Origin of the sequence: Amycolatopsis sp. NPDC051045 (assembly GCF_040682955.1) — a bacterium.
Classification (GTDB): Bacteria; Actinomycetota; Actinomycetes; order Mycobacteriales; family Pseudonocardiaceae; genus Amycolatopsis.
Genome location: NZ_JBFBCC010000007.1, coordinates 280,052 through 294,039, shown reverse-complemented (window position 1 = coordinate 294,039; position 13,988 = coordinate 280,052). Strand labels below are relative to the sequence as shown.

Sequence of the window (13,988 nt, the reverse complement as noted above, 5' to 3'; positions counted from 1 at the left end):
CTGGCCTGCCTCACCGCGTTCGGGCGGCGAGGCAGGCCAGGCCAGGCCCTCTCCCTCAGTGTGCCCGCCGGACCCTCGGCGGACGCGGCCGGACGGTGGTCAACACGCGGAGCCGGTCTGCGTGAGCAGGCCGAGCCGCCACGGCAGGCTGTTGTAGTCACCGCCCGAATCGGGGTCACGGCCCTGGTAGAGGTACCGGATGTGGCACGGGTCGATGGTCAGCGTCTGGTCGGTTCCGGCGCGGACCATCTCGCCGTGGCTGATGTCCTTCGTCCACTGGCCGCCCGGGAACGTGACGTTGGCCGCGCCGGCGAACGGGGCGCTTTCGGTGTCGGCGAGCGGCGTCCAGGGCCCGGCGACGCTGCTCGACGTCCAGGACCGGAAGTACCGTCCCTGGGCGCCGATCGCCTCCACCATCAGCAGGTACTGGTCCGCACCGGCCACCTTGTACACATTGGACGCTTCGAACAACGCGTACTTGTCCGCGTCCTGGGCGGCGATGACCGGGTCGCTCATGCCGTTCGGGAAGTTCGCGACCGGCGTCTGCGACCGGTACAGGTGCCCGTTGTCGTCCGAGGAGAACAGGTGGCAGTTCGCGGCGTCGCAGATCACCCACATGTCGACCCAGTAGCCGCTGCCGATGTTCTGCTGGATGATCGCCGGCATCGACGGGTAGAAGTGCTTCGGGGCGCTCCAGCCGCTGGGGTTGCCGATGTCCGGGTTGGTGGAATAGGCGGCGTTCCCGTCCTGGTACACCAGGTACCACAGGTTCTGCGGCGCGAAGTAGAACACCTCCGGTGCCGCGCGGTAGCCGGTGCCGATCCCCGACTGGTCCAGGTAGTAGTGGGTGGCCGAGCCGGCCTGGGCCCAGTCCGGGAAACTCAGGTACACCATGTTGTACCCGGCCGCGTTCGCCACGCTGGCGAACACGTGGTACTTGCCGCCGGCGTAGACCACCGACGGGTCCTTGATGCCGGCGATGTCGTGCGTCGCGTCCGGCTTCGGGGCGATCAGCGCGCCGCTCGAACTCCACGAGTAGCGGGCCGGCAGGGTGCCGCCGCCCGGAGCGGACGGTCCGGTCCACCGCTGGTTGGCTCCACCGTTGCAGGTCCAGATGATCACCTTGGTGCCGTTGGCCGTCGCGGCGCCGTTCACGTCGAGACACAGTCCCGACTGGCCGTTGGTGACCGTGCCGCTGCCGGTGAACGTCCACTTCTGCCCGGCCCCGCCGGTGCAGTCCGCGATGACCGCCGCCGTGCCCGCGGCGGTCCCGCCGCCCGCGGTGCCCAGGCACCGCTTCCCCGCACCGGAGTAGACGCTCAGCTCCCCCGCGCTGCCGCGGGTCCACTGCTGGTTCGCCCCGCTGTGGCAGTCCCAGATCTGCACTTGGGTGCCGGCCGTGCCCGCCGAACCGGGGACGTCGAGGCACCGGTTCGACGCCGTGGCGCGCACCGGGCCGGTGCTCCCGCCGGGATCCGGGTCACCGCCGTTGAGCACGTCGAGGACGGCGGTGTAGGCCTGCTTCTTGCCGTAGTTGCCGTCGAACAGCAGCGGGGTGTCGCCCGAACGCCACGAGTACTTGTCCGTGACACCCCACACGGTGATGCCCGTGCAGCGGGACACCGCCATGCACGCCTGCGTGACCTGCCGGTACACGTTCGCCTGACCGGACCCCGAGCCGCCGATGTCCAGCTCGGTGATCTGCACGTCGACGCCGAGGTCGGCGAAGCGCTGCAGGTTCGCCTGGTAACTGCCGAGGTTGGAGTTCGAGCTGAGGTGGCTCTGGAAGCCCACGCAGTCGATCGGCACGCCCCGGCTCTTGAAGTCCCGGACCATGTTGTAGATCCCGGTGCTCTTCGCGTTGATGCCGTCGGTGTTGTAGTCGTTGTAGCAGAGCTTGGCGTTCGGGTCGGCCGCGCGGGCCGCGCGGAAGGCGTCCTCGAGGTAGCCGTCACCGAGCTTCTGCTGGAAGGTCGCCTGCCGCCGGGTGCCGTTCTCCTCGAACGCCTCGTTGACCACGTCCCACGCGATGACCTGACCCTTCCAGTGGCCGGCCACCTGGCTGATGTGGTTCAGCATCGCCGAGCGCAGGTTGTTCGCGTCCAGCCCGCCGACCCACGGGGCCAGCTGCTGGTACCACACCAGCGTGTGCCCGCGGATCTTCATCCCCTTGCTTCTGGCCTGGCTGACGATCTGGTCCGCGGGCCCGAAGTTGAACTGGTTGCGGTTCGGCTCGACCGTGGCCCACTTCATCTCGTTTTCCGGCGTGACGCCGTTGAACTCCGAAGTCCACGTGTTGACGTAGGCCGCCTCGCCGAGGTGGCTCGTCGAGATCGCGGCGCCGAAGTACCGCCCGGTCTGCGCCGCCGCGGCGCCGAGCGTGCTCGCCGCCCCGGCGACGCCGGGCGACAGCACCAGAGCGGCCGCCGACAGGCCCGCGGTGGCCAGGACGGTGACGGCTTTCCGGAGGCGACGGCGTGGGGGTGAGCCGGTGATCATGGGAGTCCTCGTTTCGTCGGGGGAAGGGGTCAGCCCAGCGTCCACTGCTGGTTGCCGCCGCCGTTGCAGGTCCACAGCTCGACCGGGGCGCCGTCGGCCGTGGAGGCGCCGGTCACGTCCAGGCAGAGTCCGGATTGGACACCGGTGACCGTGCCGTCGGAGTTGACGGTCCACTGCTGGTTGCCCTGGCCGTTGCAGGGCCAGGTCACCACCTTCGTGCCCGCGCTGGTGCCCTGGCCGGACGCGTCCAGGCACATCGTCGCCCCGCCGAGCGTGGCCGTCAGCCGGCCGTCCGACGTGCGCGTCCAGGTCTGGTTCGCCTGGCCGCTGCAGCCGGCTATCTGCAGCTGCGTCCCCTGCGTGGAATTCGGTGCGGCCAGGCACTTGCCCGCGCCGACCGCGTGCAGCGGGCCGGTGCCGGTGTTGCTGCCGCCGGTGCCGTACCCGGCCGCGACGACGTTGGCCTGGACGGCGTTCTCGGTGGCGTCCGAGGGATAGCCCGACGTCATGACCCCTTCGTAGAAGGTGCCGGCGGATCCGATGCTGTTGTCCCCGCCGGTGCCGAGGATGATGGCGCCTTCCTTGCGCATCGGGTTGTAGCCCGCGACGTTCGGGCGCACGCCGTCGTAGAAGGTGGACACGCCGCCGGACTGGGCGTTGCCGCCGCGGATGGCCCACCGGTTCGGGCCGCCCTTGATGATCGCCGTCAGGTACCGGTGGCTGATGCTCGGGTCGTTGGCGTTGTAGCGCTGGTTGACCCCGGAGAACAGGCCGTTTTCGAGGTCGGCCATGATCCACGGGCCGTTTCCGGTGCCGTAGCCCCAGACCTTGATGTTGCCGAAGTAGATGGCTTCCATCGTGCCGTTGCCGTTGTCGCGGCTGTTGCGCTCGGCGTTGCCGTAGTCGAAGCAGCAGCCACCGTTGTAGTGCGTCCCGTCGAAGATCGCGTACATGCCCTCCGGCTGGTCACCGTTCGCGACGCCGTTGGTGTTGTTGTTGCGGTAACCGGTGCCCGGCGCCACGAACACGCCGTACGCCTTCTGGCCGCCGACGGTGGTCGGGGCCGCCGTCGCGCTGGCCAGGTTGTCGTACCCGCCGGGTGCCGGGCCGGGGAAGCCGCCCGGCGGCGCCTGGGTCAGGTGGTTGCCGCGGCCGGACTGGTCGTAGATGACGGTGATGAGGCACGTGGTGCCGGCGCAGAACGAATCCTGGGCCGCGGCGTTCGCGACGCCGCCGGCGCTCAGGACCCCGATGTCCCGCGTCGTGTTGTCCGACGCGCGCCGCACTTGGTAGAGCGAGCCGTTGTACGCGCCGGACAACGCCCGGGTGGTCGAGTGCGCGGCGACGCACGGCGTGCCGCCCGCCGCGTAGATGTCACACGGCCCCTCGGTGGCCGCCTGCGACGTCGTCGCCGTGCCGGTCAGCGCGCCCGCGGCGATCACCACGGCCGGCCACACCCTTTTCCAGCGTGCCTTCATCGACGAACTCCTTCGTCCGCTCCGGACGCGGCTAGCTCCGTGTCCACTTCTGGGCGTTGCCGCCGGTACAGGTCTGCAGGGTGACCGGCGTGCTGTTCGCGGTGCCGTTCCCGCTCGGAGTGAGACACAGTCCCGATTGGACAGCGGTGATCGTGCCGTCGGCGGCGGCGTTCCACTGCTGGTTGGTGCCGCCCGTGCAGTCCCAGATGATCGCCCGGGTCCCCGACGTCGTCCCGGCGCCCTCGGCGTCGAGGCACTTGCTGCCGTACACCTGGATCTGCTTGCCGGAGGTGAGGGTCCACTGCTGGTTCGTGCCGCCGTTGCAGTCCCACAACGTCACCTGGGTGCCGTTGGTCTGCGACACGTTCGGGACGTCGAGGCAGCGGCCGGCTCCTGTGTTGCGCAGCACGGAGGTCGACCCGCCACCCGAACCGGCGACGGAGAGGTTGTCGAACTGCGCGGTCTCCCCCACGCTCGTGCCGATTCCGACCTGGCCGGCCGGGAAGGTGCCGTCGGTGACCGTGCCGAGCACCGTGCCGTCGACGGCGGCGGTGATGGTGTTGCCGGAGAAGCCCAGTGACAGCTTGTGCCAGCTGCCGGTGCCGAGCGCGGTCGTCGTGCCGGTGCGCAGGGTCGTGTTCTGCTGGCTGGTGTTGTTGCGCCGGATCGACCAGGCGCCGTTGTCGCTCACCCGCAGGTAATACGCGTTCAGCGCGCCCTGGTTGCCCGTGTCCTGCGAGCCGGCCCGGCCGAGCAGCTCGACGTACCCGGGCTTCTCCAGCAGCACGTCCGTGCTGAGCGTGTAGTTGCTCCAGGCCACGTTGCCCAGCAGCGCGTAGGGGTCGACGAACTTCTTCCAGGGGATCGTCTTCTGCGTCGCGGATTGGCGGACGCAGGTGCCCGCGCGGCCGGCACCACAGGCGGCGGTCTCGAAGGCGCCCTCCATGTCCATCAGGTACTTGGCTTCCTTGCCCTTCGCGTACCCGTCGAAGTCGTCGCTGTAGGGCAGGTTCAGCGAGCCCTGCGGCGGGCTGGCCGCCGTGCCCTTGCCCTGCCCGGTGGTGGTCGTGATGGTGTAGAGGTAGCCGGGCTGGGCGGTCAGGGAGAAGGCCCCGCCGGACGGGGTGATGTCGGTGCTGTGGACGAAGTGGTCGGCCGCGTTGTTCGAGTTGAGGTTGGTCGCCCACACGTGCACCTGGCCGGTGGACAGCCCGCCGGCGACGTTCAGGTTGAGCGTCTGGGCCGACGTGGCGTCCATCGTCTCGATGACCGTGCTGTAGTCGGTGTTGTTCGGCGACTTGAGCGAGACGTAGCTGCCGTTGGTGCGGTTCCCGCCCAGGTAGCCGCTGGAGGCGTCGAGGTACTTCCAGCCGGGTGCGGTGAACTGCGTCGTGTGCGCCAGCGCCCACGCGTCCTTGCCGACCGAGTAGTAGCCGGACCAGGGCTGGTTGGCGAGGATCAGCCCCACGGTCGGCCACGGGATGTTCGGCGTGACGGCGGCGATCAGGTCCCAGTTGAGGTAGGCGGTCATCTTGCCGTCGAGGTAGACGCGGTTGATCCCGCGGGCCAGCGGCTTGGCGCCGTCGTTGTAGTCCTGGGAGCCGTTTTCGCTGGACCACAACGTCTTCCCGGTGTTGGTGACGTTGGCCGGCACGCTGCAGGAGGTCTGCGCGCTGAGGTAGCCGCAGGTGTAGTGGGCACTCAGCACGTCGGTCGCGTTGCGGTAGGCCGTGTTGGTCGAGATCGCGCTCGCGGGGCCCCAGTCGCCCGGCCACGAGTCACCGGAGATGACTTTGACGGCGTTGTACCCGTTGGCGTTGAGCGCGTTGCGAAGGGTGACGGTCCAGTCGGCGCTCCACTGCTTCTCGTTCTGGACGCTCGTGAGGTAGTCGATGGTCAGCCCGTGCTGCTTGGCGCACCCCAGCCAGGACAGGTAGTAGTCCGTCAGGTCGTTGGAGAAGAAGGTGCCGTTGCCGATCCAGCCCGGTGCTCCCCAGGGCAGGCCCACGAGCTTGATGCCGGGGTTGCGCGCCTTCGCCTGTTCCATGAGCCACCACTCGTACCCGCGGTTGCAGTCCAGATCGCCGCGGAAGTGGGCGTGGCTGGGCTCCGCGCCGCTGGTGGAGTTGGTGTCCCCGCCCATTTCCACCTTGAGGATCTGCAGGGCGGCCCCGTACCCGGGCTTGAACAGGTAGTCGAGGATCTGGCCGCGCTGCGGCTCCGGGTAGTCGATCAGCAGGCGGCTGTTGCCACCGCCGCCGCTGACCGCGCCGACGCCGTCGAACGTGCGGCCGCCCGAACTCCCGTTGATCGTGATCGAGGTGGCGGCCTGGGCCGGCGCCGCGGCGACGGCGCTGCCGGCCACGGCCAAGACGACCGTGGTGACCACCGCTGCCGCGGTTCTCACCTTCCGGAGCAGGATCGCGGGCATGGTTTGTCCTCACTTCCGACGAACTGCGGCGCCCACCGAAACTTTCGGGACTGGGCCGGGGAAGAATTCGATCAATCAGCGAACGGGAAATGCACCGGCCCACCCGGGGAGGCACGCAGAACACCGCACATGAGGACCCCATCTTCGTCGATGGCGAACACGCTGGAGCGTTAACGCTAACAGGCACATCGGCCGCCGAACAACCGCCGAACCCCAGCGCCGTCCCCACCTTCCGGAACCTCACGTCCACCGGCCCGAGAGCCCGAAATAACCGCAGGTCACGCGCTTGACGCCCACCTCGGCCACCCACCGGCTCCCCGCTTCGCGCCCATGTAATTTTCTTGTGGAGGGACGAGAACAACGCACGAGCCCCTTTCCCGACCCCGCCTTCCCCGGCTACAGTCCCGCATTACTGGGAGCGCTCCCAGGCCGACGTACCTGCGCCACCCAGCCGTTCGAAGGAGAAGCTGCATGCGAAGCAGGACAGTGGCAGCCGGAGCGCTCGCCGCGTTGACCGTGACCGGCGTCGTCGCCGCGACCACATGGGCCGGCGCGCAGGCCGCCGGCTCGGCGTACTACACCGACCCGGGCACCAACGCGGCCAAGTGGGTTTCGGCGAACCCGGGCGATTCGCGCACCGCGGTCATCCGCGACCGCATCGCCGCGGTACCGCAGGCGAGGTGGTTCACCACCACGAACACGTCCACGGTGCGCGGCGAGGTGGACGCCTACGTCGGGGCGGCGGCCGCCGCGGGGAAGATCCCGATCATGGTCGTCTACGACATCCCCAACCGCGACTGCGGCGGCGCGAGCGGCGGCGGTGCGCCGTCACACGACGCTTACCGGGCCTGGGTCGACCAGGTGGCGGCCGGCCTGGCGGGCCGGCCCGCGGCCATCGTGCTCGAGCCCGACGTGCTCGCGCTCATGACGAACTGCCAGAGCAGCGACCAGCAGCGCCAGACCTCGGCGTCGATCGCGTACGCGGGCAAACGGCTCAAGGCCGGCTCGGCCCAGGCCAAGGTGTACTTCGACATCGGGCATTCCGCCTGGCTTTCCCCCGGCGAGGCCGCGGCGCGGCTGCGGGCCGCCGACGTCTCGAACAGCGCCGACGGCATCTCCACCAACGTGTCCAACTACCGCGCGACCTCCGACGAAGTCGCCTACGACAAGGCGATCCTCGGCCAGCTCGGTGACTCGCGGCTGAAAGCGGTGATCGACACGAGCCGCAACGGCAACGGGCCGCTGGGCAGCGAGTGGTGCGACCCCGCCGGGCGCGCGATCGGCACGCCGAGCACCAACCAGACCGGCGACGGCCAGATCGACGCGTTCCTGTGGATCAAGCCGCCGGGCGAGGCGGACGGCTGCATCGCCACGGCCGGCCAGTTCGTCCCCCAGCGGGCCTACGACCTCGCCGTCGCGGCCGGTCCGGTCCAGACCACGACGCCCACCACGCCGACCACCCCGACGACGCCCACCACGCCCACCACGCCCACTTCCCCGACCACCACGACCCCGCAGCCCTCCGGCGGCTGCAAGGTCACCCACCGGGTGGTCAGCACCTGGCCGACCGGGTACACCGCCGAGATCGTCATCGAAAACCGCGGTGCGGCCATCGACCGCTGGTCGCTCTCGTTCTCGGCGCCCGGCGTGACCGTCACCCAGGGCTGGAGCGGAACCTGGACCGACACCGGCGACCTCGTCAAGGTCGACAGCATGTCGTGGAACGGCAGCCTGGCCACGGGCGCAACCGCCGCGATCGGCTACAGCGCGAACTACACCGGCAGCACGCCGCCTTTCCTGCAACCGGCCCTGAACGGAACCTACTGCTCCTGAGACCGGCGTCGGGCGAAGGCCTCTTCGGAAGGAATTCTTCCGGAGAGGCCGGTGTCCGGGATCACCCGCGGCAGGCGACGACAGCCCCTGGCCAAATCGGCCGCGGTGGGCCAGGATCGCCCGCGTGTCCGATATCAGAGGATTTACCGTCACCGTCCGGATCGGGCTGACCTGCTACGCGGTGGTGCACCTGCTCCTGGCCTGGCTGGCCGCGCAGGTGGCGCTCGGTGACTACGAGCGGACCGACAAGGCGGGTGCGCTGCAGCTCGTCGCCGACGGCGGTGGGGTGTGGGTCCTGTGGCTGATCGTCGCGGGTACCGGGGTGCTGGCGTTGTGGCAGCTCGCCGAAGCGATCGCCGGCCACCGGCACGCTCCGGCGCGGCGGCGGTGGGTGCGCCGGACCGTCAGTGGGATCGAGGTCGTCCTGTACGGCCTGGTCGCCTACAGCGCGGCCAAGACCGCGGCGGGCGGCTCCGGCAAAGCGGGTTCGATCGTCGCCGCCGCGCTGGGCGAGCCCTGGGGCGCCGGGGCCGTGGTGTTCGCGGGCGGCGTCGTGATCGCCGTCTCGGCGTTCCTCGCCTACCGGGGCGTCGGGCGGAAGTTCGTCCACGACCTCGACTTCGGCGGCGCTTCCCCGGGCGTCCGGTCGCTGACCGAACGGCTGGGGCAGGTCGGCTGGTGCGCGGTGGCGCTGGCCTACGGCACCGTGGGCACGATGTTCGTGCTGGCCGCGCTCCGGTACGACCCGGGCAAAGCCGCCGGCCTGGACCCCGCGCTGAAGACGCTGGCCGTGCAGCCCTACGGACCGTTCCTCCTGCTGGCGCTCGCGGCCGGCCTCGCGGTCTTCGGGGTGTTCGCACTCCTCGAGGCCCGGTTCCGCCGCGTCTGAGCCGGGTGCGGGGGTCCACCCACTCGGGGGGACGCACGTTTCGCGTGCCCGGCGGCGGATACCCGGGCGACCCGGTGCCGACCGCACCGGACACCCGCGCGAAAGGTGCCGGCCATGGACGAAACCACGCAGCCGCTGAGTCCCGATCAGCCGATCTCGCCCGGCACCCCGGAGGTCCCGGACCTCGACGTCGACCCCGGGCAGTTCCTCGACGAGGACGCCCGGCGCCCCGGCGCCGCACCGGACGAAGAGCCCCCGGACTGACGCACCCGCGCCCGGCCGGCGGGGTTTGTCCCCGCCGGTACCGGGTAGGCCGCGACCGACGAATAGCACGCCGTTGCAGCACGGCGTCGCCGGGCAGACGCCCCGCCGCGGCCGGCCCTGACCGGGTCGCCGCGGCCGAGGGGAAGCGCTTTCCGGTGACCACGGTGACCGGTCCCGGCACCCGGCCACCACCGGCTCACGGCAGAATCCGGCCCGGGTCGGTCCACCGCGCGAGCAACACGGTCGCGTCGTCCTGAAAGCGCCCGTCCTGGTGCTCGGACACTGCCTGGATGAGCCGGCGGACGGTTTCCGGGGGCGGGTACCCGGCCGCGGCTTCCCGCTCGAGGAAATCCGCGAGCCTGCCTTCACCGAAGAACTCCCCCTCGGCGTCCCGGGCTTCGGTGATGCCGTCGGAGTACAGCACCAGCCAGTCTTCGGGCTGCAGCCGTTCCTCGCCGACGGCGAACTCGCGGCCGGGGCCGAGCCCGAGCGGCATCCGCCGGCCGCCGGGCAGGGGCTTGGCCACGTGCCCGGCGCGCATGATCCGCGGTGGCGGGTGCCCGGCGTTGATGTAGCGGAGGCGCCCGGTCGGCAGATCGACTTCGGCCAGGACGGCGGTGACGTAGGCGTGGTCGCCGAATGCGCTGCCGAGCGTCTCGTCGATGAGCCGGGCTTGTTCGTACAGGCCGCCCCCGGCGTGGCGGGCGGCCCGGTAGGCCGCGACGGCGGTCGCGGCGAGCAGGCCGCTGCGCAGGTCATGCCCGACCGCGTCGAGGATCAGCAGGCGAGCGGTGTCTTCGGACAGCGAGTAGTCGAAGGCGTCCCCGGCCACCGCGTGCCGCGGTTCGACGACGCCGCTGACGACGAAGCCGTCCACGCCGGCGGTCAGCGGCGGCAGGATCGACCAGATCAGCTCCCCGGCGACCGTCCGCGTCCGCCGGTGGCGCACGAGATCGATGCCGTCGCCGTAGTGCGTCATCAGCACCACCAGGTGCCCGATCAGCAACGCCGCCCAGCGGCACTGGGTACGCAGGCCGGGGTCGTACAGGTCGGCCGCCGACGCCACCTCGACCTCCAGCACCCCGAGCCGTTCCGCGCCGTCGAGCAGGGGCACCCACAACCGCGGCGGGGCGGTCTCCGCGGGCAGGATTTCGAGCCGCCGGAACGCCCGGCCGGCCAACGTCGTGTCCACGTCGAGCGGGCCGGCCCCGGGCTCGGCCCCCGGCGACGGCACCGGCCACAGGGAGCGTTGCTCGTAGTCGGCGAGGTGGATGGTCAGCCGGATGCCCAGTGCGTCACCCGCGGCCGCGACCAGTGCGGGCAGCCGCTCGGGCGGCGCCAGTTCCGCGCCCTCCAGCAGCGTCGTCAACGCGGTCAGCGGCGCACCGCGTGGCGCCACGTCCCGGATCTCCCGGCTGTAGGACGCGCGCCGGTGCCGGCTCAGCTCGTCCAGGCGTTCGTTCACCACGTGCGCCACGACGTCCCGGTCGAATCCGGGCAGCTGCAGCACGCCGTGCAGGTAGGCCTCCACCTCGAACACCCCGAGGCTGCCGCCCAGCGCGAAGTACCGCAGCCACAGCTCCTCCACGGTCAGTTCGGTACGGGCGAACGCCGAGGCGACCGCCTGCTGCTGATGCCGGGCGTCCTGGTCGCTCATGTCACCGCCGGGGCCGCAGGATCGTCCGCGCCAGGTCCTCGGCGGTCTCCAGCATGGGCTGCCGGCGCTGTTCCGCGGTCTTGGCCAGCTGCAGGAAGGCCGTCCGCTCGTCGACGTGCCCCTGCGCCATGAGGATGCCCTTGGCGACGTTGACCGCGTCCCGCCCCCGCATCGACGACTGGAGCCGGGTACTCACCCGGCGCGCGTCGGTGTAGGACTTCGTGTTCGCCACCAGCACCGCGGCCTGCGTGGCGAACATGCTCAGCAGGGACTCTTCCCGTGGGCCGTAGACGCCCGGCCGGGCCCCGTAGACCTTCATGGCGCCGAAAGCCGAGTCGCCGGCCACCAGCGGCGCGCTCAGCACCGCCCGCAGGCCCAGCTCGTGCGCGCGCCGGGACCAGTGTGGCCACCGGGTGTCGCGGGCGAGGTCGTCCACCCGCACGACCGTCCGGTCCGCCCACGCCACCAGGCAGGGCCCGGAGCCCGTCTCGTACTGGATCCGGTCCGCCCGTTCGACCAGCTCGTCCGTCGCGGCGGTGGTGACCCGCGCCCCGTCCGGATCGAAGACGCTGAGGCCGGCTCCGGCGGTTTCCGGGAACGTCTCCTGGGCCAGCTTGGTCACCAGCCGAAGCACCGAACCCACGGTCTCCTCCGACAGCAGGAGGCCGCACATCCGGGCGAACACGCCCGCCAGTTCGTCGGACAGCGGAAGTTCGGGGTTCACGCGGCTCACCTCCCACCGGATCGTGTGCGGCGAGTACCCGCCGCCACGGTGGCTAACCGGTGCGGTCGGCGGCGGTGAGCAGGCCGTGCCGGCGGACCGCGGACGCCGACAGCGTCTTGTAGCCGTGGTCCTCGAACACCACGGTCAGCTTGTCGTCGTCCGCCGACATCACCGTTCCGCGGCCCCACTCCGCGTGCTCGACCGCGCTGTTGACGGGGAAGGCGCCGTTGCCCGCCGGCTGGGCTTCGGCGGTGCCGGCGGTGCAGGTGTCGCAGTTGCCGCACGGCTGCGGGAGCTGCTCCCCGAAGTAGCCGAGCAGGAACCGGCGACGGCACCCGGTGGTCTCGGCGTAGCCCCGCATCATCTCGATCCGGGAGCGGATCAGCCGCTGGTGGGCTTCGGCGGCCTCGACACCCTGCTCGACGGCCTGTCCCGGGTCGAGGCCGGGCTCCCGGTATTCGAGCCGGCCGTCGGTGGTGACACCGACCGCTCCGGTCTCTTCGAGCAGGTTGACCGCCCGGGTGCGCTGGGCGGCGGAGACGTTCACCTCCTGGCCCAGCTCGGCCGGCTTCAGGGGCTCGTCGTGCTCGCCGAGGGTGGTGGCCACCTCCGCCAGCGCCTGCTCGGGTGCTTTGGCCGCGGTGAGGAACTTCTGCAGGCCCAGGTCTTGCGGCCGGTAGTACAGGATGATCTCCGCCGGCTCGCCGTCGCGGCCGGCCCGGCCGATCTGCTGGTAGTAGGTGTCGAGCGACTCCGGCGCCGACGCGTGCAGCACGAACCGGAGATCGGCCTTGTCGATCCCCATGCCGAACGCCGAAGTGGCCACCACCACGTCGAGGTCGCCGCGCAGGAACTCCTCGTGCACCCGTTCGCGGTCGGCCGCCTTCATCCCGGCGTGGTAGGGCGCTGCGCGGACGCCGATCGCCGCGAGTTCGCCCGCGTAGGCCTCGGCGTCCTTGCGGCTGGTGACGTACACGAGCCCGGGCCGGGTGGCGGGATCCGCGGTCAGCGCCCGCGTCCGCGTGACGACCGCCTGCCGCTTGTCGGCATCGGTGGTCAGCGGATCGACCCCGAGCCGCAGGTTGGGCCGGTCGAAGCTCGCGAGCACCTCCCGGTGGTCGCGCAGGCCCAGCCGGGCCACGATGTCGGCGCGCACGGGCAGCGCGGCGGTCGCCGTCAGGGCGATCACCCGCGGGTGCCCGAGCCGCTCGATCACCGGCGCGAGCCGCAGGTAGTCCGGGCGGAAGTCGTGCCCCCACGCCGAGACGCAGTGCGCCTCGTCCACGACGAACAGCGAAACGCCGAGCTCGGCGACGGCGTCGAGCAGTTCGTCGCCGGCCAGCTGCTCCGGCGAAAGGAACAGGTACTCCGCGCTCCCCCGCCGCAACGCGTCCCACGTGTGGTCACGCTCGGCGGCGCGCTGCGTGGAGTTGAGCGCGACGGCCTCCGGGGCCCGGCTGTCGCCGATGCGCTCGATCTGGTCGTTCTGCAGGGCGATCAGCGGCGACACCACCAGCGTCGGGCCGTCCAGCAGCAACGCGGGGACCTGGTAGATGGCCGACTTGCCGGCCCCGGTGGGCAGCACGGCGAGCACGTCGTGCCCGGCCATCACCTGCTCCATCGCCTCGAGCTGCTCGGCGGACAGCTCCGCCCAGCCGAACTTCTCCGTCGCGATCCGCTGCAGCTCGTCGCGGCTTCCTGTGGCTGCCATCCGCCCGAAGTACCCACGTCCGGCCGACAGAAACAACGCCGGAAATCCGTGAGCGACGCAGCTCACGTCCGCCGGCCCCGGCGACGGGGAACACCGCACCGCGCCGTGCGTTGTAAGGGGTGTCGGTACGGCGGAGTCCCCCGGGCCTCACCCCTTCGGCCTTCCCGGAACACCGGTTCACCCCGGAGCCGGGTCGCGCCACTCGCCGAGAGGCGGCCCCCGTACCGGCCTCAAGCCACCGCTTCCGCTCGCAGGTCTCCCCCAGCCTTCGCCGAGCGGAAGCGGTTCTCAGCTACGACGCCGCGGCCGGGACCGGACCGCGCACTGTCCATTGTGGAAGCAGCGATCAGGCAACCGGCGAGGCGGTCATGCGGGCAGTGGTACGCCGGCCGGCGTGGTGGGGATGGTTTTCGGGCCCGACGGCATGTCGGCGCTCCCGTCCCGGCTGCCGGGAAAACGGCCGGACTGGGGCCGAGGGACACACGACGGCCCGCGCCGGAGA

Annotated in this window: 9 protein-coding genes; 3 read left to right on the top strand and 6 right to left on the bottom strand. The window is 71.2% G+C overall.

Translation table 11 applies throughout. The annotated features are described in order from the left end of the window. Positions 1–99 precede the first annotated feature (99 nt). From AB0M80_RS19485 to AB0M80_RS19475, 3 genes are read right to left on the bottom strand one after another with little or no spacing between them, the layout of a single operon-like run. Entirely contained in the window at positions 100–2,499 is a 2,400-nt protein-coding gene (locus tag AB0M80_RS19485; RefSeq protein WP_364566365.1) for a non-reducing end alpha-L-arabinofuranosidase family hydrolase, read from the bottom strand. Between the two features lie 29 nt (positions 2,500–2,528). Beyond that, entirely contained in the window at positions 2,529–3,977 is a 1,449-nt protein-coding gene (locus AB0M80_RS19480) for an arabinofuranosidase catalytic domain-containing protein (protein WP_364566362.1), read from the bottom strand. A 31-nt stretch (positions 3,978–4,008) separates the two neighbouring features. After that, positions 4,009–6,408, bottom strand: a complete 2,400-nt coding sequence (locus AB0M80_RS19475; protein ID WP_364566360.1) for a ricin-type beta-trefoil lectin domain protein — start codon at positions 6,406–6,408, stop codon at positions 4,009–4,011. A gap of 486 nt (positions 6,409–6,894) precedes the next feature. Between AB0M80_RS19475 and AB0M80_RS19470 the strand changes: the two genes are divergently transcribed. The 3 genes from AB0M80_RS19470 (at position 6,895) to AB0M80_RS19460 (ending at position 9,394) form a co-directional block, all read left to right on the top strand. After that, positions 6,895–8,241: a glycoside hydrolase family 6 protein gene (locus AB0M80_RS19470; protein WP_364566650.1), complete on the top strand. Its 1,347-nt coding sequence runs from the start codon at positions 6,895–6,897 to the stop codon at positions 8,239–8,241. Between the two features lie 124 nt (positions 8,242–8,365). Then, entirely contained in the window at positions 8,366–9,130 is a 765-nt protein-coding gene (locus AB0M80_RS19465; protein WP_364566358.1) for a DUF1206 domain-containing protein, read from the top strand. A gap of 114 nt (positions 9,131–9,244) precedes the next feature. Next, positions 9,245–9,394, top strand: coding sequence for a hypothetical protein (locus AB0M80_RS19460; RefSeq protein WP_364566355.1), 150 nt, complete (start codon positions 9,245–9,247; stop codon positions 9,392–9,394). A 196-nt stretch (positions 9,395–9,590) separates the two neighbouring features. Here the strand turns inward: AB0M80_RS19460 and AB0M80_RS19455 are convergent, their stop codons facing one another. The 3 genes from AB0M80_RS19455 to AB0M80_RS19445 are packed head-to-tail and all read right to left on the bottom strand — an operon-like array spanning position 9,591 to position 13,486. Further along, complete coding sequence (locus AB0M80_RS19455; protein WP_364566353.1) at positions 9,591–11,051, bottom strand: PP2C family protein-serine/threonine phosphatase; 1,461 nt, start codon at positions 11,049–11,051, stop codon at positions 9,591–9,593. 1 nt (position 11,052) lies between these two features. Then, on the bottom strand, positions 11,053–11,775 hold the full coding sequence (locus AB0M80_RS19450; protein WP_364566350.1) for a GAF and ANTAR domain-containing protein: 723 nt from the start codon (positions 11,773–11,775) through the stop codon (positions 11,053–11,055). 52 nt (positions 11,776–11,827) lie between these two features. Then, the gene (locus AB0M80_RS19445; RefSeq protein ID WP_364566347.1) at positions 11,828–13,486 is read right to left on the bottom strand and encodes a RecQ family ATP-dependent DNA helicase; all 1,659 of its coding nucleotides are present in this window, start codon (positions 13,484–13,486) and stop codon (positions 11,828–11,830) included. Positions 13,487–13,988: the final 502 nt, after the last annotated feature.